Origin of the sequence: Allobosea sp. LjRoot9 (assembly GCF_964252745.1) — a bacterium.
Lineage (GTDB): Bacteria > Pseudomonadota > Alphaproteobacteria > Rhizobiales > Beijerinckiaceae > Allobosea.
Genome location: NZ_CAXUPC020000002.1, coordinates 1,162,973 through 1,182,364, shown reverse-complemented (window position 1 = coordinate 1,182,364; position 19,392 = coordinate 1,162,973). Strand labels below are relative to the sequence as shown.

The 19,392-nt window shown below is 66.0% G+C and carries 19 protein-coding genes and 1 tRNA gene; 13 read left to right on the top strand and 7 right to left on the bottom strand.

Going from position 1 to position 19,392, the window contains the following annotated elements; translation table 11 throughout:
* Positions 1–46 precede the first annotated feature (46 nt).
* Both ACSQ3P_RS14145 and ACSQ3P_RS14140 read left to right on the top strand, forming a co-directional pair.
* Entirely contained in the window at positions 47–1,138 is a 1,092-nt protein-coding gene (locus tag ACSQ3P_RS14145) for an HlyD family secretion protein (protein WP_436166140.1), read from the top strand.
* Positions 1,135–2,712 carry an MFS transporter gene (locus ACSQ3P_RS14140; RefSeq protein WP_436166139.1) on the top strand — a complete coding sequence of 526 codons (1,578 nt, stop codon included), beginning with the start codon at positions 1,135–1,137 and terminating at the stop codon, positions 2,710–2,712. The genes ACSQ3P_RS14145 and ACSQ3P_RS14140 overlap by 4 nt, the downstream gene beginning before the upstream one ends.
* Positions 2,713–2,792: 80 nt before the next feature.
* On the opposite strand, the gene ACSQ3P_RS14135 is transcribed toward ACSQ3P_RS14140, so the two are convergent.
* Positions 2,793–3,851, bottom strand: coding sequence for an agmatinase (locus tag ACSQ3P_RS14135; RefSeq protein WP_436166138.1), 1,059 nt, complete (start codon positions 3,849–3,851; stop codon positions 2,793–2,795).
* Positions 3,852–4,164: 313 nt separating this feature from the next.
* On the opposite strand from ACSQ3P_RS14135, the gene ACSQ3P_RS14130 reads away from it, so the two are divergent.
* The 9 genes from ACSQ3P_RS14130 to ACSQ3P_RS14090 all read left to right on the top strand — a co-directional run bounded on the left by ACSQ3P_RS14130 (position 4,165) and on the right by ACSQ3P_RS14090 (position 12,358).
* Positions 4,165–5,022, top strand: coding sequence for a LysR substrate-binding domain-containing protein (locus ACSQ3P_RS14130; RefSeq protein WP_436166137.1), 858 nt, complete (start codon positions 4,165–4,167; stop codon positions 5,020–5,022).
* A gap of 169 nt (positions 5,023–5,191) precedes the next feature.
* The gene (locus tag ACSQ3P_RS14125; protein ID WP_436166136.1) at positions 5,192–6,259 is read left to right on the top strand and encodes an ABC transporter substrate-binding protein; all 1,068 of its coding nucleotides are present in this window, start codon (positions 5,192–5,194) and stop codon (positions 6,257–6,259) included.
* Positions 6,256–7,155 carry an ABC transporter permease gene (locus ACSQ3P_RS14120; RefSeq protein WP_436166135.1) on the top strand — a complete coding sequence of 300 codons (900 nt, stop codon included), beginning with the start codon at positions 6,256–6,258 and terminating at the stop codon, positions 7,153–7,155. The genes ACSQ3P_RS14125 and ACSQ3P_RS14120 overlap by 4 nt, the downstream gene beginning before the upstream one ends.
* A complete protein-coding gene (locus tag ACSQ3P_RS14115) occupies positions 7,152–7,985 on the top strand; it encodes an ABC transporter permease (RefSeq protein WP_436166134.1) in 834 nt (277 codons plus the stop codon). The genes ACSQ3P_RS14120 and ACSQ3P_RS14115 overlap by 4 nt, the downstream gene beginning before the upstream one ends.
* A gap of 11 nt (positions 7,986–7,996) precedes the next feature.
* A complete protein-coding gene (locus tag ACSQ3P_RS14110; RefSeq protein WP_436166133.1) occupies positions 7,997–9,115 on the top strand; it encodes an ABC transporter ATP-binding protein in 1,119 nt (372 codons plus the stop codon).
* Between the two features lie 15 nt (positions 9,116–9,130).
* Positions 9,131–9,937 (top strand): transporter substrate-binding domain-containing protein, encoded by an 807-nt coding sequence (locus ACSQ3P_RS14105; RefSeq protein WP_436166132.1) that lies wholly within the window; start codon positions 9,131–9,133, stop codon positions 9,935–9,937.
* A gap of 3 nt (positions 9,938–9,940) precedes the next feature.
* On the top strand, positions 9,941–10,609 hold the full coding sequence (locus tag ACSQ3P_RS14100) for an amino acid ABC transporter permease (protein ID WP_436166131.1): 669 nt from the start codon (positions 9,941–9,943) through the stop codon (positions 10,607–10,609).
* Positions 10,606–11,262, top strand: coding sequence for an amino acid ABC transporter permease (locus tag ACSQ3P_RS14095; protein WP_436166266.1), 657 nt, complete (start codon positions 10,606–10,608; stop codon positions 11,260–11,262). Before ACSQ3P_RS14100 ends, ACSQ3P_RS14095 begins: the two co-directional genes overlap by 4 nt.
* A 352-nt stretch (positions 11,263–11,614) precedes the next feature.
* Positions 11,615–12,358, top strand: coding sequence for an aspartate/glutamate racemase family protein (locus tag ACSQ3P_RS14090; protein ID WP_436166130.1), 744 nt, complete (start codon positions 11,615–11,617; stop codon positions 12,356–12,358).
* A gap of 34 nt (positions 12,359–12,392) precedes the next feature.
* On the opposite strand, the gene ACSQ3P_RS14085 is transcribed toward ACSQ3P_RS14090, so the two are convergent.
* Genes ACSQ3P_RS14085 through ACSQ3P_RS14065 form a run of 5 tightly spaced genes read right to left on the bottom strand, consistent with a single transcriptional unit; the run spans position 12,393 to position 17,082 of the window.
* Positions 12,393–13,319, bottom strand: a complete 927-nt coding sequence (locus tag ACSQ3P_RS14085) for a polysaccharide deacetylase family protein (protein ID WP_436166129.1) — start codon at positions 13,317–13,319, stop codon at positions 12,393–12,395.
* Positions 13,319–14,119, bottom strand: a complete 801-nt coding sequence (locus ACSQ3P_RS14080) for an ABC transporter permease (RefSeq protein ID WP_436166128.1) — start codon at positions 14,117–14,119, stop codon at positions 13,319–13,321. The genes ACSQ3P_RS14085 and ACSQ3P_RS14080 overlap by 1 nt, the downstream gene beginning before the upstream one ends.
* Complete coding sequence (locus ACSQ3P_RS14075) at positions 14,116–14,946, bottom strand: ABC transporter permease (RefSeq protein WP_436166127.1); 831 nt, start codon at positions 14,944–14,946, stop codon at positions 14,116–14,118. Before ACSQ3P_RS14075 ends, ACSQ3P_RS14080 begins: the two co-directional genes overlap by 4 nt.
* On the bottom strand, positions 14,943–16,019 hold the full coding sequence (locus tag ACSQ3P_RS14070) for an ABC transporter ATP-binding protein (RefSeq protein ID WP_436166126.1): 1,077 nt from the start codon (positions 16,017–16,019) through the stop codon (positions 14,943–14,945). The genes ACSQ3P_RS14075 and ACSQ3P_RS14070 overlap by 4 nt, the downstream gene beginning before the upstream one ends.
* A 16-nt stretch (positions 16,020–16,035) precedes the next feature.
* Entirely contained in the window at positions 16,036–17,082 is a 1,047-nt protein-coding gene (locus ACSQ3P_RS14065; protein ID WP_436166125.1) for an ABC transporter substrate-binding protein, read from the bottom strand.
* Between the two features lie 257 nt (positions 17,083–17,339).
* Here ACSQ3P_RS14065 and ACSQ3P_RS14060 point away from each other — a divergent pair, with 257 nt between their 5' ends.
* Positions 17,340–18,047 carry a GntR family transcriptional regulator gene (locus ACSQ3P_RS14060; protein ID WP_436166124.1) on the top strand — a complete coding sequence of 236 codons (708 nt, stop codon included), beginning with the start codon at positions 17,340–17,342 and terminating at the stop codon, positions 18,045–18,047.
* Positions 18,048–18,355: 308 nt separating this feature from the next.
* On the opposite strand, the gene ACSQ3P_RS14055 is transcribed toward ACSQ3P_RS14060, so the two are convergent.
* Positions 18,356–18,432, bottom strand: a tRNA-Arg gene (locus ACSQ3P_RS14055).
* A 711-nt stretch (positions 18,433–19,143) separates the two neighbouring features.
* Between ACSQ3P_RS14055 and ACSQ3P_RS14050 the strand changes: the two genes are divergently transcribed.
* The gene (locus tag ACSQ3P_RS14050) at positions 19,144–19,386 is read left to right on the top strand and encodes a hypothetical protein (RefSeq protein WP_436166123.1); all 243 of its coding nucleotides are present in this window, start codon (positions 19,144–19,146) and stop codon (positions 19,384–19,386) included.
* Positions 19,387–19,392: the final 6 nt, after the last annotated feature.

Sequence of the window (19,392 nt, the reverse complement as noted above, 5' to 3'; positions counted from 1 at the left end):
CGCCGGGCGCTGATCGCAGCCATCGGCATTCAACGGGAACAGGACCATGGACCCCCTGGAAGAGAAGAGCATCATCGAAGGCGAAGGCTCGGGGAACGCCGCCCCGGCAGCGCGGCCAGGCAAGAGAAAGCTGATCGGGCTGCTGCTGTGCCTCGGCGCCGTGGCGGCAGCGGCCGCGGGATGGGCCAAAGCCCGTTCCGGTGGCGAGGCGACCGACAATGCCTATCTCCGCGGCGACGTGACCTCGCTTGCGCCGAAGATCGCCGGTTACGTCACGGCGGTCGAGATCGAGGACAATCAGGCCGTCCGGGCCGGAGACATCCTGTTCCGGATCGACGATTCCGACTATCGCGCGAAGCTCGCGCAGGCTGTCGCCAACGTCGAGGCCGCGCAGGCGCGCGTCACCAATGTCGACGCCGAAACCAAGCTCCAGCACGCTTTGGTCAGGCAGGCCGAAGCCCAGAAGCAGGCCGCGATCGCCGAGTTGACCCTCGCGACGCGGGCGCAGGGCCGGCGTCGCGAGCTCATTCGCAGCAATGCGGTGAGCCAGGCCCTGCTCGACGAAAGCGACGCCGCGCGCTCGCGGGCCGAGGCGAACCTGTCGGCGGTCTCGGCGACGATCGAGGCGCAACAGCAGCGCATCGCAGTCCTGACCACGCAGCGCGAAGCTGCCATTGCCGCCGTGGCGCAGGCGCAGGCAGCGCGCGATCTGTCCCAGATCGATCTCGACAGCACCGTCGTGCGCGCCCCCGTCGGAGGCATCATCGGCAACCGCCAGGTTCGGATCGGCCGGCTGGTCGCGCCGGGGAGCTCGCTGCTCGACATCGTTCCCATCGACGACGTCTGGGTCGTGGCGAATTTCAAGGAAACCCAGCTTGAGCAGATCCGGCCCGGCCAGCACGTCCGCATTACCGTCGACGGCTATCCGAGCGAGGCGCTCCGGGGCGTGGTCGACAGCTTCGCGCCCGGCAGCGGCTCCGCCTTCAGCCTGCTTCCGGCCGATAATGCGACAGGGAATTTCGTCCGCGTCGTCCAGCGCGTTCCGGTGAAGATCCGGTTCGTCGGCAATCCCTTGCCCGGCCGCCTCGTGCCCGGCCTGTCCGCGCGTGTCGAGATCGCTCCGGGAGGCAGCTCATGACCATGGCCACCACCGCCGTGCCGGGCCGCAGCAGCACTGCGGCCGGCCCCCTTCTCCTCGCCGGCATCGTGCTCGCCGCCTTGACCGAGGCGATCGCCGGCACCGTCCTGTCGCTCGGGCGTGGCGACATCCTCGGCGACACCTCCGCGACGCCCGACGAGTTCGCCTGGCTCGACGTCGGATACACCGCGCTCAAGCTCATCGGCTTCATGACCACGCCCTGGCTGATGAGCCGCCTCGATCCGCGCAGCGTGCTCGTCGCCTCGACCCTGGCCATGGGCCTGGCATCCGGGATCGCCGCGATGACGGCCCGGCTCGACCTGCTGATCGCGCTTCGGATCGTCCAGGGTTTCTCCGGCGGCGCCCTGCTCGTTGCAGGCCAGGCGATCATTTTCCTGCGCTTTCCGCGCTCGCACCAGCCTCTGCTCCAGGCGCTGTTCGCGATGGGAGCCGTCGTCGCGCCCGGGACACTCGCTCCGGCGCTTCAGGGCTGGCTGCTCGACGCGCAATCCTGGACCTGGATCTTCTTCGGCATCGCGCCGCTGGCCCTCACGGCTGCAGGGCTTCTGCTGATGGCGGAGGGTCCGATGCCCGCCAAGGGCGCGCCCCGCCCATTCGACTGGGTCGGCTTCTCGCTGATCTCAGTCGCGTTTTTCTGCCTCAGCTACGTTTTCACGCAGGGCAGCCGCTGGGACTGGTTCGAGGAGCCGCGCATTCTGTGGCTGACAGGGATCGGCGCGACCGCTCTGCTGGTTTTTCTCGGCCAGCAGGCGATGGCCAGGGGCCAGGGCCTGCTCGACTTCACCGTGTTCGGCCCAAATGATTTTTCCTTCGCCTTCATCGTCAGCTTCGTCGCCGGCGCCGCCCTATCGGGCAGCGCGTTCCTGATTCCGTCGTTCGCGGTGTCGGTTCTCGCGTTCACGCCGACGGAGGCGGGGCACCTCCTGCTGCCGAGCGGCGTGCCTTTTGTCGGTGCGCTCCTCCTTGTTGCCCTGCTCGTGCAGTTCCGCCGCTTGCCACCCTTCGCCACGGTGCCCTTCGGCATCCTGACCCTGATGGCCGCGATGTGGCTGCTGTCCGGTTCGACCAACGAGAGCGGAGCCGACGATATGATGGCGGGGGTGCTGTTGCGCGGCCTGGGCCTCGGCCTCCTGTTTCTGTCGATCACGCTGATCGCATTCAGCAATCTCGACGACCGGAAGCTTGCTGGCGGAATCGGGCTTTTCAATACCGGCCGCCAGCTCGGCGGCCTCATGGGCGTCGCGGCTCTGCAGACGCTGATCGACCACCACACCGTCGCCAATGTCGCGGTGCTCGGCGCCAATGTTGCCGCAGGGAAGCCTGCCGTCATCGAGCGATTGACGGCCATGGCAGCGATGTTGACGGCGAAGGGTATGGATGTGGCGGCGGCCGGCCGGGCAGCGACGAGCCTTCTAGGCCGTGCCGTGACAGGTCAGTCCACCGTGATTGCCTTCGACACTGCGTTCAACGCAGTCGCCCTGCTGTTCGTGGTCGCAGCCCCCGTGCTGGTCGCCATCAAGATCGGCTTCGCCCGATACGCGAAGGCGCCCTGATTGCGACAGTCCCGGGTGCGGCGGCTCCGGCGCGAGCCTCCGTCTCGATCCACCCGATCAGTCCAGATTGGCGCAAGCGGCTATCTGGCTCTTGCAGGGGCACCCTTGCAGGCCACGAGGCAGAGCAGCTGGAACAGGACCTGTGCCGCCACCTGCGCCGTATTCGTGGTCGGGTCGTATTGCGGAGCGACCTCGACGACGTCGCCACCGATGATGTCGACGCCTGCGACGCCACGCAGGATCTCCAGCACTTCGCGCGGCAACAGGCCTCCGACCTCGGGCGTGCCGGTGCCCGGCGCGAAGCCCGGGTCGAGGCTGTCGACGTCGAAGGAGACATAGACAGGTCCGGAGCCGACGACGGCCTTCGCCTTCTCGATCACGGCGGGAAGCCCCAGAGCGCCGACCTCCTCGGCGTGGATCACGGTCATTCCGGAATCGAACGAGAACTCCCAGAGATATTCGCCGCCGCCGCGAATCCCGATCTGGATCGTCCGGGTGGGGTCGAGCACCCCGGCCAGGACCGCCTCCCGGAACGGGCCGCCGTGATGGAATTTCGAACCTTCATAGGGGCCGGCCGTGTCGCAATGCGCGTCGATATGGATCATGCCGACCGGACGTTTGGCACCCAGCCCCTTCAGGATCGAGCCGGTGATCGAATGATCGCCGCCGACCGAGAGCGGTATCGTCGTCGTCCCGGCGATCATGCGGTAGCAGGCCTCGATATCGGCATGGCAATCGGCCAGGCTGTAGCGGCTGCTCAGCGCGACATCGCCGACATCGGCGACACGCAGCCGGCCCAGCGGCGCGACGCGCAGGACGTGCTCGTAAGGTCCGATCCGCTCGACGGCGCGCACGGCGCGCGGTCCCAATCGCGCACCGGCGCGGTTGGTGACGCCCAGATCCATCGGCACGCCGATCAGGGCGACATCGAGCCCCGCGAGCTTGTCCGGCGAGAGACCGTCCGGCACGAAGGGCGCGTCGAGGAAGGTCGCCGGGTCGGCGAACGGCCATTTGCGCCGGTCCGAGCCCTGGAAGATCATGTCGGCGACCGCCTTGAAGTGCGGATCATGCATCTCGCCGCCTCCAGCCGAGGCGTAGCGCTGGCGCAGACGGTCGAGGGCGGCATCGTCGAAGGGCATGGCAACCTGCAAGCGAAGGGTGGGGAGCACTGCAGGCTGGCACCGGGCCGGGGCGCTCGGTAGGGCGAAAAAGCACGCTGCCCTATAAACGAAACTGAATAGGGCTCCTGTGCCGGCCGCAGCGAAGCCAGAACATGGGGCGATTGGACCGGTTGGCAGCAGATTTGCAGCGATGGCTGCGTCAAGTCGCCTCTGGAGCCGTCCCCGATCCCATTGGATCGTTCAACCGCTCCAGCTCATTGTTTGAACGCGTTTTCGCGCGAACCGGTGTCCATTTCGCTCGGAAACGCTCTAGCGCTATAACGAGAGCTGAATGCTCGAGCTCGACCCTTATCTGCTGCGCGCCTTCCTGACCGTCGCCGAGGTCGGAACGGTCAATGGCGCCGCGTTGTCGCTCAATCGCACCCAGGCTGCCGTCAGCATGCAGATCCGCAAGCTCGAGGATCTGCTCGGTGGCGAATTGTTCGAGCGCTCGTCCAAAGGGCTGGAGCTCACGACCAATGGCGTGCTGCTCGTCCCCTATGCCCGCGAAATCCTGCGGCTCAACAGCGAGATCGGCAAGCGCCTCAACGGCAAGACGATCGAGGGCCGGGTCCGCCTCGGCGTCGTCGAGGATTTCGCCGCGACCCGATTGATCGATATCCTGAAGGCCTTCCGCGACCAGAATCCGAAAGTCGATATCGACATCATCGTCGAGCCCAACAAGCGCCTGGCCGCAATGTTCGAGAACGACAAGCTCGACATCGCCGTCTGCGACACGACCCGGCTCAACCGGAAGCCGACCCTGGTCTGGTCCGAGCGGCTGTTCTGGGTGGTGCGCTCGGACATGGTGATCTCGACGCAAGTCCCGCTGCCGATCATCATGTTCGAGGAATCCTGCCCCTGGCGCACGCTGGCGCTGAAGGCGCTGGCGGGGCATGACATGCAGTGGAACATCGTCTGCGAGGCGTCGACGCTGGTTGCCATGGCGACCGCGGTGCGCGTCGGCATCGGCATCGGTCCGATGATCGCGGCGACTATCCCTGAGGATTGCCGGATCCTCGACCATGTCGCCGGGCTGCCCGAGCCGGTCGAGATCAGCATCGGGCTCTATTCGCGGACCGGCGCGCCGACCGAGGCGAGCTTTCTCGCGGACTTCATCTCCCGACAGAGCGACCTGAGCCGGCCCTGAGCCGGCGCCGGCATTCACGCCCGCTTATAGCCGGGCAAGCATTTTCGCCCTACCGCCGCGCCCTCCCAACGGGTGCAATCATGGCTCTGGACGGCTCGGGAGCCTGATCGCCGCTGGCGACAGGCACAGCCTGTGGCCCCTCGACCCGTGGCGCGAAGGACCTGACACCATGACGATGACACGCCGAAACCTTCTCTCCCTGATCGGCGCGACCGGCACGGTCGGGCTCGCCGGACCATTCCTGGGCAGCGCTCGGGCAGCGACCGGCCTCACCGCCGCCGAATGGGGTGGTGATGTCGTCGAGGCGATGAAGCAGATCGCCGCCAAGCAGAATGCGGCCCAGTTCAACTGGGTGCTGCATCAGGGCGGCGCCGGCGCCATCCTGCCCAAGATCAAGGCGGCCTGGCCCAAGGTCGATTATGACTACATCGCCGGCTGGGAAGGTTCCTTCAACAGCATGATCGCGGAGGATTGGGTCGAGACCATCACGGTAGCCGATGTCCCCAATCTCGCCGACATTCCCGAGAAGATCATGATGCGGGATGCCAAGGGCAATGTGAAAGCGGTGCCGCGCGCCGTCGGCGGCATGTATTTCGGCTATCGGACCGACACCGCCCCCTTCGCCATCAGCAAGGTCGACGATCTCTTCGACAAGCGCCTCAAGGGCGCGATCTGCTGGCCCGGCCCGACCCAGAGCATGATGCTGCAGATCGTCGCGCTCGCTTTGCAGGGTGGCGGCAATGAATCCAATATGGAGCCAGGCTGGAAGCTGATGAAAGACTTGGCGAAATCCGGCAATATCGGCCGCATCGCCGTGACCGATGTCGATTTCACCAACTCCTTCACCTCCGGCGAGACCTCCGTCGGCTTCTTCGCCGAGCCGAGCTGGGCTGCCGTCGCCAAGAACTTCAAGATCACCCGCCTGACCAAGCAGGCCGGCATGGCGACCTTCCTCTACCAGAGCGGCTTTGCCGTCATGAAGAACCGGCCAAACCGCAAGGCGACCTGCGATTTCATCAACTTCGCCATCAGCCCCGAGATGAGCGCGCTCTATGCGAAGGTCGCCGGCGAGGCGCCCTTGAACGGCAAGGCCGCGACACCGCCGGAACTGGCCCATCTCTCCTTCACGCCGAAGGAATTCGAGAGCTTCGTGCACGTGCCGGACTACAAGGTGGTGCTGGGTCAGCAGGACGCCTGGGCCAAGCGCTGGGAAACCGACATCGCGCCGCTGCTATGAGCGCCGTGACCGCCATTCCACTGCGGAAGCCGGCGATCGCGATCCCGGCACTGGGGCGCACGACGCTGCTGTTGCTCGCTCCGGGGCTGCTGCTCCTCTTCGTCATCTTCGCCCTGCCATTGCTCGGGCTCGCGCTGGAAAGCCTCAAGCAATATGTGCCGGGCCGGGTCGGCTCGGCCACTGATGCGCCGCTGACCCTGGAGAATTATCGCGAACTCGCGACGCCCTCCTTCGCCGGCGTGCTGTATGAGACCTTCAAGCTGAGCGCGGCGGCGGCGCTGACCGGGCTGCTGGCGGCCTTTCCGCTGGCCTATTGCATCGTGCGGCGGTTCTCGCCGCGCCAGCGTGCCGCCTGTATCGGTCTTCTGGTGATGCTGGTGCTGCTCAGCATGCTGGTGCGCACCTATGCGCTGGAACTCGCCTTCGGTTCGGTCGGGATCGCCCGTCCGCTGCTCCTGGCGCTGGGGATCTCGCCGACGAGCCGCTGGTATATCGAGACGCTGGTGGGCGCGGGCCTGCTGCATGCAATCGTGCCGATCTGCACCCTGACCCTGCTGGGAACGATCCAGAACATCGATCCCCGGCTTTGCGACGCCGCGCAATCGCTCGGCGCTCCCGCCTGGAAGGCGCATCTCGGCATCACCGTGCCGCTCGCTTTGCCGGGACTGGTTTCGGCCTTTCTGATCGCCATGACCTTCGCGATCAGCGCCTTCGTCATTCCGATGGTGCTCGGCAAGGGACGGGTGCTGTTCCTGTCGAACACGATCTACACGCGCTTCAGCGACGTCGCGAACTACCCCAGCGGAGCCGCCGTCTCAATCGTGATGCTGGTCATCTCGCTGCTCGCGCTGTCGCTGGTTTCGCTAGTGCAGCCACGCAAGGGCGCAGGCTCATGAACGGCACCGCAAAACGTCGCGGCGACCAGTTCCTCAGTGGCGCCATGGTCGCGATGCTGGCGCTGGTGCTCGCCTTCCTGGTGACGCCGCTTCTGGTCACCTGCCTGCTTGCCTTCGATGCGCGCAGCTTTCTCGGGCCGCTGCCGCCACCGGCCCTGTCCCTGCGCTGGTTCGAGAAGCTGGTCTCGCTGGACTATGTCGCGACCGGCCTGGCGACCAGCCTGAAGATCGCCGTCCTGACGACCGTGATCGATGTGCTGGTGGGAACAGCTGCCGCGGTCGCGCTCGATCGCGGCAGTTTCCGCGGCCGCGGCCTGCTGATGGCCGCCTTCCTCTCGCCGCTCATCGTGCCGGCCGTGGTGATCGGCTTTGCGCTGCTGTTGTTCCTGTCGCGGATCGGCATCGCCGATGGCTTCACCCGGCTGCTCTGCGGCCATGTCGTGATCACCTTGCCCTATGTCGTGCGCACCGTGCTCGCCAGCCTCACCGGGCGTGACCGGCGCCTGACCGAGGCGGCCCTGGTGCTGGGCGCGACCGAAAGCCAGGCCTTCTGGAACATCACCCTGCCGCTGATCCGCAGCGGCATGGTCACGGGCGCCGTCTTCGCCTTCGCCGTGTCGCTGGATGATGTCGCGGTCAGCATGTTCCTGACCGACCCCTCGACCTACACCTTGCCGGTCGCGCTCGTCAGCAACATGCGCGCCTCCTTCGATCTCACCATCGCCGCCGCCGCCGTGCTGCTGATGGCGGTCAGCGCCCTCCTCATCTTCGTGCTCGAGCGCTTCGTCGGTTTCGACCGTCTGTTGGGCCAGGGGCTGTTTCGTTCATAGGGGTCAAGACGTTGAACAACGCGGTCGAGTTTCACGGAATCAGCCGCCGCTTCGGCGGGGTCACAGCCGTCGATGACGTCTCCTTCTCGATCGCCGCCGGCGAGACCGTCGCGCTGCTGGGGCCCAGCGGCTGCGGCAAGACAACCATTCTGCGTGTGATCGCGGGTTTTGAGCGACCCGATGCCGGCACGGTCAGCATCGGCGGCCGCGACGTCACCGCGCTCAAGCCCTATGAACGCAATGTCGGGCTGTTGTTCCAGCATTACGCCCTGTTCCCGCATATGACCGTGGCGGAGAACATCGCCTATGGGCTGCGGCATCGCGGCGCCGACAAGCGCGAGATTCCCGATCGCGTCGAGGCGATGCTGGCGCTGGTGCGGTTGCAGGGCTTCGGTGCCCGCCGTCCGCATCAGCTCAGCGGCGGTCAGCAGCAGCGCGTCGCGCTGGCCCGCGCTTTGGCGACACGCCCCAGCCTGATCTTGCTCGACGAGCCGCTCTCGGCGCTCGATGCCAAGCTGCGTCAGGACCTGCGCGCCGAACTCAAGCAGGTTCTGGCGGCGGTGAACTCGACCGCGATGGTGGTCACGCACGACCAGGAAGAGGCCATGAGCCTCGGAGAACGCGTCTTCCTGATGCAATCGGGCCGTATCGTCCAGGTCGGCACGCCGTCGGATGTCTATGGTCGCCCGGATTCGCGTTTCGCTGCGGACTTCATGGGGCGCACCAACTGGATCGAAGCCCAGGTCACGCGCCGCGAAACCGGCTTCGCCCGGGCTACGAGCCGCTCGGGCCTGTCCCTGATGGTGCCCGACTGCGCATCGGACACGATCGATATCTGCGTCCGGCCCGAGAACATCGTGCTCTCCGCCGCCGATGCGGCCGATCCCGACGGCATGGCCAACAGCGCCAAGGGCCGGATCCTCAATGTCGCCCTGCTCGGCGCGACACGCCAGATCCTGGTCGAGATGCCCGGCGGGCAACAGCTGCTCGTCATGCAGGCCAACCGCGTCGGCGACGGCCTCGATCCCGGCAAAGCGGTGCGGATCGGCTTTCCCGTCGCTGCCTGCATCACCATGCCGGCGAGTAATCCGGCGGGAAGCAATCAAGCCGCACCCAACGCCTCGATCTAACATTTCCAGGGAAGGATGAACCACGTGACCACGCACACCATGATCAAGACATCGCTGCTGGCGCTGAGCCTGCTGACCGGCTTTGGCCTCGCGATGGCGCCGGTCCGCGCCGACGCGCTCGACGACATCACCAAATCCGGCACCCTCAAGGTCGGCGTCTTCTCCGACTTCCCGCCCTTCTCGTCGGCCAGCGCCGATATGAGCCTGAAGGGCTACGACATCGACATCGCCGAGATCATCGCCAGCACGCTGAAGGTGAAGCTCAATCTCGTCGGCGTCACCGGCCAGAACCGCATCCCCTTCCTGACCGAGCGCCGGGTCGACATCCTGCTCAGCGTCGGCCACAGCGCCGAGCGCGAAAAGGTGCTCGATTTCACCGCCGCCTACGCACCCTATTACATCGCCGTCATCGGCCCGCAGGCCGTGAAGGTCGAAGGCAAAGCGGATCTCGCCGGCAAGTCGATCGCGGTGAGCCGCGGCACGCTGGAGGACACGTCGCTGACGGAGGCCGCGCCGCCTTCCGCCGACATCAAGCGCTTCGACAGCTACAACTCGGTCATCCAGGCCTTCATCTCCGGCCAGGCCCAATTGATGGTCGTCGGCAACGATGTCGGCGCCCAGGTGCTGTCGCGCCAGACCGCGCTGAAGCCCGAGCAGAAATTCCAGCTGATGACCTCGCCGGACCATATCGCGCTGAACAAGAACGAACCGCGCCTCAAGCAGGCTCTCAACGAGATCGTCGCGAAGCTGCTCGCCGACGGCACGCTCAACAAGGTCTCGGTCAAGTGGCTCGGCAAGCCGCTCGATCCCAAGGATCTCTGAGGCTTGGCCTATAACCTCAACTTCGACTGGCTGAGCCAGGCCGCCGAACCCATCGCGCGTGGCGCGGTGGCGACGGTGGGTTTGATCGCCGTCACGGCGGTGCTCGGCACGGTCTGCAGCATCCTGGGCGCGGCGGCCGTGCGCGGCCGCTCACCCTTGCTGCGCCGCGCGGTCGGCAGCTATGTCGAGCTGATCAGGAACACGCCCTTCCTGCTCCAGCTCTTCTTCATCTTCTTCGGCCTGCCCAGCCTCGGTCTGCGGCTCGATCCGGCCATCGCCGCGATCCTGGCGATGACGATCAACCTCTCGGCCTATGGCACCGAGATCGTTGCGGCCGGTCTCGATGCCGTCCCCAACGGGCAGAAGGAAGCTGGCCGCGCGCTTGGCCTGCGCTCCGCGCAGGTCTTCATCAAGATCGTCCTGCCGCAGGCGCTGAAGGTGATCTTCCCGGCCCTGCAGAGCCAGATCATCATCATGATGCTGGAATCGGCTGCGGTCTCGCAGATCTCCGTGCGCGAACTGACCTATGAGGCCGACATGCTGCAGGCACGCAGCTTCCGTGCCTTCGAGACCTATTTCATCATCACCATGGTCTATCTGGCGCTGAGCTTTTGCCTGCGCCGGCTGCTCGGCTTCACCGGACGGACATATCTGATCGGAGCGGCGCCCTGATGGACTTCACCTTCTGGGATATCTTACGCAATCTGCTGCTCGCGACGCGCTGGACGATCCTGCTCTCGATCGTGGCCTTCATCGGCGGCGGTATCGTCGGCATGGCGATCCTCCTGGCGCGCGTCTCGGATCGCCGCTGGCTGCGCCGCTTCGCCGAACTCTATATCGGCCTGTTCCAGGGCACGCCCCTGCTGATGCAGCTCTTTCTGGTCTTCTTCGGCCTGCCGCTGGTCGGTTTCCGCATCGAACCCTGGTCCGCAGCCGCCGTCGCTTTGACCCTCTGCGCCAGCGCCTATCTGGCGGAGATATGGCGCGGCGGGGTCGAGGCCCTGCCGAAGGGGCAATGGGATGCCGCCAAGAGCCTCGGCCTGCATTATCCCAACCAGATGCGGCTCGTCATCCTGCCGCAGGCCTTCGCGATCACGCGGGCCCCGGTCGTCGGCTACCTCGTTCAGCTGGTCAAAAGCACGGCGTTGACCTCGATCATCGGTTTCGACGAATTGATGCGAACCTCCAACGCCATCGCCAATGCGACCTTTGAGCCTCTCACGGTCTATGGCCTGGTGGGGCTGATCTACTTCGTCATCTGCCGGCCCCTGACGCTTTACGCCCGCCACCTGCAGCTTGCAGGAGGCGATGGCCGAGCGAGGTAATCTTGTAACGAACAGCCTTGTCACGCGGCTCTTCCGAGCCGAACGCCTGACGAGAGCGATGTCCGATCCGATTGGATCGTTCAATTGCCCTACGTTCCTGTTTTAACGCGTTTTCTTCACGCGAACCGGTACCCGCTTCGCTCGAAAACGCTCTGTCGCGCGTTTCATACCGTCATTCGCAATCAACTGGCGATCCCCGACGAACTGCCGGGATGCCCCGGGGATCACGCAGGCAAACGCGATGATCCCGCATGCCGGGCGCTTTGCCCAAAGCGAGGTCGACGGACGCCGCGACGGGCCTCACTATCCGCCCGGCGGACGCGTCTGAACGCGCCCATGAGGACGGAGATCCATGCGCATCCTTCTGTTGAATCCCAATACCACCGAAGCGATTACCCAGCGCCTCCTGGTCGCGGCCAAGCCGGTGGCGGCGCCGGAGACCGAGATCGTGCCGCTGACGGCGCCGCGTGGCGTGCCCTATATCGCCAGCCGTGCCGAGGCTCAGATTGGCGGAGCCATCGCGCTCGGCATGCTGGCCGAGCATCACCACGCGGTCGACGCCGCGATCATCGCCGCATTTGGCGACCCCGGGCTGATGGGCGCGCGCGAACTCTTCGACATCCCTGTCGTGGGCATGGCCGAGGCAGCCATGCTGACCGCCTGCATGCTCGGCAAGCGCTTTTCCATTGTCACCTTCGCGCGGGCGCTCGGGCCCTGGTACGAGGAATGCGTCGCCATGCATGGGCTCGGCGGCCGCTGTGCCTCGATCCGCATGCTCGACGAAACCTTCGCCGATATCGGCGCGGTGCAGGAGGAGAAGGAGGAGGTCATCGTCGCGCTCGCCAACCGGGCCGTGGTCGAGGATGGCGCCGATTGCGTGATTCTCGCAGGGGCGCCGCTGGCCGGGCTGGCGGCCAAGGTGGCCCACCGCATCCCGGTGCCCGTCATCGACCAGATCGGCGCGGCGCTGAAGCAGGCCGAGGCTCTGGTCGCCCTGCAGCCGCGCAAGGCGAGCGCCGGAACCTTCCGCAGGCCGCCGGCAAAGCCGACGCTGGGGCTCTCGGAGGCATTGGCGGCGCGCATCGAGCATCGTTGACGGGATTGTCCCGGACGCTACGGGCATGCGCGCCTCAGCGCCCGCCGATCAGCGCCTCGCGCCCGGTCTCGCGCAGCCAGTGCCGGGCTATCTCGTCGCGCCGCGCGAACCAGGTTCCCGGCTTCGACGCTGCATGGGCGAGAAAGCGCTCCAGGCCGCCAATCCGCCCGGGGCGGCCGATGATGCGCAGATGCAGGCCGACCGTCATCATGCGCGGCGCGTCCGCGCCCTCCTCATGGAGCCGGTCGAAGGCATCGATGCAGTACCGGGCGAAGTCATCGCCGAAGACGAAGCCGCCGCCGCGCTGGAAACGCATGTCGTTGGTGTCGAAGGCATAGGGCAGCACCAGGTGGTCGCGGCCCTCGACCCCCACAAGATAGGGCAGGTCGTCGTTATAGGCATTGGAATCGTAGAGAAACCCGCCTTGTTCCAGGAGCAGCCGCCGGGTGTTCGGGGAGGTTGCCGAGCGCGTGTGCCAGCCGCGCGGCGGCATCCCGGCCGCGACCGTGATGGCCTCGACCGTGCGGGCGATGGCGAGACGCTCCTCATCCTCGCTCATATTGGCGTGGCGCTCCCAGCGCCAGCCATGGGCCGCGACCTCATGGCCATCAGTGACACCTTCCCGTGCAAGCCAGGGCGATATCGCCAGGCTGCGGCCATTGGCGTTCATCGTTCCGTGCACGCCATAGTCCCGCAGCAGCTTGCGAATGCGCGGCCAGCCGGCGCGCGGGCCGTATTCGAAATGCGACTCCATGCACAGGTCGCGGACGCCGGAAATCTCCTCGACGACCTCGTAGACGGACTCGTTGCGCTCGTCGCCCTGGCCGAGCGAAAGTTCCGCGCCCTCCTCGATATTGATGACGACCGAGACGGCCAGCCTCGCATTGCCGGGCCAGCGCACGGCTGGAGGTGAGGCGCCATAGCCGCGGAAATCGCGATCGCTGCTGATGATCCCGCTCATCACAGATCGGCCATGCGGCGCAGGCCGACGAGGCGGTCGCCGAGCACGAGGACGCCGATCGACAGCAGGATCAGCAGCGTCGAGATCGCGGCGATGGTGGGATCGGGACTTTCCTCGACATATTGCAGCATCTGGATCGGCAGCGTCTTGGTCCAGGCATCGGTGAAGAAGATCGAGATCGGATAATTGTCCATGGAGGCGAGAAAGGCGAACATGCCAGAAGTCAGGAAGGCGGGCGCGAGCGAGGGGACCAGCACTTTGAACACCGCTTTCGGGTAGGTCAGGCCGAGTGTGCGGGCAGCGTCGATCAGCGTGAAGTCGAAGAGCGAGAGCGCAGCAAAGACGGTGCGCACCACATAGGGCAGCGTGATGACGACATGGGCGAGCACGAGGCTCACCCAGACGTCGCGCAGGCCCGCCGCGCGGAAGCTCTCCAGCATGGCGATGCCGATGACGAGGCCCGGCAGCATCAGCGGCGAGACCAGGAAAGTGACCACGGCCTCACGTCCGCGGAACTGGCCGCGCAGCAGGCCGATGGCGCAGAGCGTGCCGAGAACCAGCGCGACCGCGGTCGAGAATGCGGCGAGCTTCATCGAGGCGAAGACCGGCGGCCAGAGATCGCGCGAGCGGGCCAGCGCCTCGTACCAACGCAGCGACCATGATGGCGGCGGCAAGGTGAAGACCGCGCTCGAACCGAAGGAGACGGCGACCGTCACCACGAGCGGGGTGAGCAGAAAGACGACGGTGAAGGCCGCAAGCAGCCCGGCAAGCCAGCCGGCGACTTTTTCGATGGCGGTCATGCGGCGCCTCCCAGCCGGCGCGACAGCCTGGAACTCGCCACGACGATGCCGATCGTCAGCGCGAGCAGCACGACGGCGGTCGTCGAGCCGAGTTGTTCGTTCCGCATGAACAGGAAGGAGCGCCCCGTCAGCGTCGCCAGCGTCTGGAAGCGGTCGCCGATCACGAGGCTTGGAATCACATACATCGAGGCGGCCATCGAGAAGACGAAGGCTATGCCCGTGATGATGCCGGGTAGCGACAGCGGTATCGCCACCTTGAAGAAGCGATAGATCGGCGAGGCGCCCAACGTCGCCGCCGCTTCGCCCAGCCGCGGATCGACGAGCTTCAGCACGGAATAGATCGGCAGGATCATGAAGGGCACAAAGATATTGGCCGCGCCGATGACGAGGCCGGTCTCGGTGAAGAGCAGGCGCTGCGGCTCGCCCCAGATGCCGAGCCCGGTGAAGATCTGCGATACGATGCCGTCGCGCCGTAGCACGATCTGCCAGGCGAAGGCCTTGACCACGACGCCGACCGAAAGCGGCAGGATGATCGCGACGAGGATCGCCGCCTGGACGAAGCTGCCGGCGCGCGCCAGCACGAGCGCTGTCGGATAGCCGATGACGAGGCAGACCAGCGTCACCAGCGCCGCGCTGCGAACGGTATTGCCGAGAACGGTCCAGCTGAACGGATCGGCGAAGAAACCGGCGAAGGCCGAAAAGCCGCCGGCTCCAAGCAGGCTGCGACCGAGCAGGAAGAGCAATGGCAGGCCGTAGACGACGGTGAGGTAGGCGACGGCTGGAGCCGCCAGCAGCAGGATCGGATCGAAGCGCCGCGCCGCGCTCATGCCGCGCCTCCCTCTGCCGGTGCGGGATAGACCAGCGTGTCGGCCCGCCGCCAGCTCAAAGGCAAGCTGGCGCCAGGCGCTGCGCCCGCCGGCGCCTCATGCGCCTCGACAAGCAGGCGGCCGCCCGCCGGTGCCTCGAAATGGAGCTGGACCCGAGCGCCCTGGAACACGACGTCGAGCAGCGTCGCCTCGATGCTGTTCTCGCCACCAGCCCCAACCGCCACGCGCTCGGGGCGAATGCCGATGACGACCGGGCTGCCGGGGATGAATTGTCCCGGCGCGCACAGCGTTCCCGCTGCGGTCTCGATCGTCAGCATCCTGTCGTGACTTGCGACGACCGTGCCGGCGAGCCGGCTCGACAGGCCGACGAAATCGAGCGCGAAGGGCGTCGCCGGGCGATGGTAGATCGCGGTCGGCGTATCCAATTGTTCGATCCGGCCGCGATACATCACGGCGATGCGGTCGGACATGGTCAGCGCTTCGTCCTGGTCGTGCGTGACGAAGATCGCGGTGGTGCCGACCTCGCGCAGGATCCGCTTGAGATCGATCTGCATCGCCTCGCGCAGCTTGCGGTCGAGCGCCGAGAAGGGCTCGTCCAGAAGCATGAGCTTGGGCCCGACGGCGAGCGCGCGGGCCACCGCGACGCGCTGCTGCTGGCCGCCCGAGAGCGCCTTGATCGAGCGATCGGCGAAGGCCGTCATCTGGACGAGGCCAAGATAGCGCGCGACCGTCCGCGCGATCGTCTCCCGCGCCGCGCCGCGGGCCTTGAGGCCGAATGCGACGTTCTCCGCCACGCTGAGATGCGGGAACAGCGCGTAATTCTGGAAGACCACGCCGATGTCGCGCCGATGCGGCGGCTTGCGCGTGATCTCGTGGGTGTCCAGGACGACCCGGCCGGTGTCGGGCGTCATCAGCCCGGCCACGATCCGCAGCAGGGTGGTCTTGCCGCAGCCGGACGGGCCGAGCAGCGAGATGAATTCGCCCTTGCCGACGGCGAGATCGATACCGTCGAGCACGGTGGCGGCGCCGAAGCTCCTGCTGGCGCCGGTAATGTCGAGAAAGGCCGGGTTCACCGAGGCGGTCCCGGGCTCAGATCGCCATCTCGCGGTCCCAGCGCTTGATCCAGTCATTGCGCTGCGCCGCGACATTGGCCCAGTCGATCTGGTGGATCGTCACATCGGCGCCAAGTCCGGCCGGCCTCGGCACCGCCTTGTTGGTCGCGAGCGAGAAGGTGGGGCCAGCGAGTTTCTCCTGCAGCTCGGCGCCGAGCAGCTCGTTGACATAGGCGAAGGCGAGTTCGGCTTGCGGCGCGCCCTTGATCACGGCGATCCCCGAGGGCATGGCGAACACGCCTTCCTTGGGCGCGACGAGGTCGATCGGCGCGCCCGCCGCCTTGCGCTCGAGCGCATAGGACGACATCGCCGGCCCGATCATATAGGCCTCGCCCTGCTCCAGCAGGTTATAGGCCTGCGGCTGCTGGGTGTAGATCGTCAGCAGGTTCGGCTTCAGCGAGACCAGCTTCTTGAAGCCGGCGTCGGTGTCCTTCTGGATCGCCTCGAGCGTCCCGCCCGCCAGCATGCCTGCGGCGAACAGCACCGGCAGCCCTTCCGTGTTCTGCAGCGAGGGGATGATGATCCGTCCCTTGTACTTCGCCTCGAACAGATCGGCCCAGGATGAGGGCGGGGTCTTCATCGCGCCCTTGCTGTAGGCCACGCCAAGCCAGGGCTGGAGATAATTGGCCCACATGCCCTCCATATGGCTGGAGCCGGGCACGAGCTGCGACAGGTTCGGCGCCTTGCCGGGCGTCAGCGGATCGAGAAGGTCCTCCTTCACCGCCAGTATCATGACGGGGTCGTCCATCTGGACGACGGACATGTACTGCTTGCCCTTGTTCTTCTGCATCTTCTCGAGGTTGACGAGAGAGCGGGTGCCTTCGAACAGCACCTTGCAATTGTACTTCTTCTCGAAGGCCGGAACCACGACCTGCTCGACCCAAGGCTTGTGGCCGGCCGCCCCGCCGACGACCAGTTCCTTCGTCTGGGCGCGCAGGATCGACGGGGCGGCGATGAGGCTCACGGCGCCTGCCGCGCCTGAGAGCAGGGAGCGACGGGTCGGCCGGGCGGAGAGGACGTCCATGGTCGGGTTCCTTTTCGTTCGGGAAAACGCGACCGTCCTCAGCAACCCCCATGCCAAGCCGCGGGGCTCTGGTTGGAATCCGTTATGGTTCAAATTATTCAAAGGCTTAGGCGAATTTCTCATGCCTCCCTTCGCTCAGGCGCGAGTATTTTTGTGCACAATCCTTATATTATTGTGCCCATTATAAGGGCGAGCTTGCCGAAGCACGTGGCAGCGCCGGAGTTGCCGCTGGTGCGTGCAGCGGCGATAGTCGCAGCATGAACGAGCAGGCCATCCATACGATTTTGACCTCCGTCCTGCGGGGTGGACGGCTGCCGGGCGGAATCAAGCTCGGCGAGCATCGGCTGGCGGAGATCTTCGGCGTGAGCCGGGAGCGTATCCGCAAGGTGCTGCACCGGCTTGGGCATGAGCGGCTGCTCGACATCGTCAGGAACCGGGGTGCGTTCACCGTCGAGCCGGACCTGCGCGAGAGCCACATGGTCTACGAGGCGCGCCGAATCCTGGAGAGCGGCATGGCCGCCCATCTCGCCGACAACCTCACCGAGGCGCAGATCGCGCGCCTGCGCGAGCATGTCGACGCCGAAGCGAAGGCGCTGCGGCTGGGCGACCAGGCGACCTGGCAACGGCTCTCGGCCGAATTCCACTTCCTGCTGGCGGAGATGACGGGCAACCCGCTTGTTCAGCGTCAGGCGCAGGAGCTGATCAGCCGCACGCTGATGCTGGTCAAGCGCTACGAGACGACAGCAGGCTCGGCCTGCGGCTGCGAGGAGCACCGCGCGATTTTTCGGGCTCTGGCGGCGCAGGAGCGGGGCAAGGCGGTGAAGGCGATGACGGCGCATCTCTCGCTCGTCGAGACGCGCCTGCGGCCGACAATCTGCGAGGAGATCGGCCCCTCGCTCGAGGAGGTGCTCGCAGACGAGATCGCGGTCTTTGCGACCTCGCAGGAGTTTGCCGCGGCGTCGTGACGTCAATCCGTATCGCAGCCCATGCCGCCAAACTGGAATCGTCCAGCTTTGGAGGGGCCGGGAAACCGGAGGCGGGTCAACGCGTGCGAAGAGATGGCTGGATTCGAGCGAACGGTAACGATTCGAGCACATCTTCGAGCGCCCGGCGCCCGTATTGATACACACAGTTCCGGATTGTCAGCTGATTGGAACGCTCATGTCATCGTCGGCCGCATTATGCGCGTGTTATGCATGCGTTCGAGGCGCAAGGCAGCTCGAAGGCCTACTGACGTTGAAAACCGTGGATTAGAATGGCCAAAAGGCCGAAATGGCGCGCCCGACACGATTCGAACGTGTGACCTTTGCCTTCGGAGGGCAACGCTCTATCCAGCTGAGCTACGGGCGCAATCCGTGGAAGCTGGATAGCTGATTGCCGGGCGCTCGGCAACGAGGGATTTTGCGATCGAGCGAGGGGCCGACAGGCCAGGGTCACGCATTCGAATCGTGTCGCGTGCGCCGCGGCCGTGGCGTATATTGACGTGGGCAATCGCTGACAACCCTCCGCGGCCACAGGGCGACAAGGCTGACGCAGCCCCAGGGTAGCAGCCTGCTGTGGCTTTCGGCAGCCAAGAGGACCGCGGAATGCGGTTGACGAGCAGGCCCTGGGATCCGTCACCGTAGACGCCGCGAACGCGTCCAGCCTCGAGGTGATACGCCGCGTCTCGCCAAGCCGTTCGTCTGTCGTTTCCGATATCCTGGCGACGCAGCGCAATTCGGACGACGGACGGCATGAGTTAACGATTGGCTGTGTCGTTGAGCGATCGCGAGAATAGAAAACGGTCGATCTGACGCTCGCAATCTGATGGCGACGGCACGGTTCGGTCGGATCATCGAAACGCACGGCGTTGGAGCAGGCCAGTTTGCGCAGGCCAAACAGGGCAGACGATGAATGCACCGCGCCTGCCGCTGGATGAGGGCGCCGTCGCTTCTCTTGCCGCTATGCCGCTGGCGGAGCCTGCTGGCTTCGCCTCGCGCGCTCGTCCCAGCCAGGAAGCGCTCGGGAACAATTCGCTGCCCGGATGGATTAGGGAGATGACTCGCGTGAGGGAGCGGGCCAGTGCCAGATCGCCGCGACGCCGACCGTTTCCGGACCGTGCCTCTTCACGTGGCGCTGGGTGCGCTGCTGGGCGCTGCAACCTATCTTATCATGATCGCATTCGATATTGGCTTCATGGGTGGCATGCTGGCGGGCGAGGCCGAGCAGACGCAACTCTTCCTCGTCATGCTCGGCGTCTTTGCCAGCAATGGTGCGGTCGGCTCGGGCCTTACCGCCTTCTATTTCCTGGCGACGGAAAGCTGATGGCGA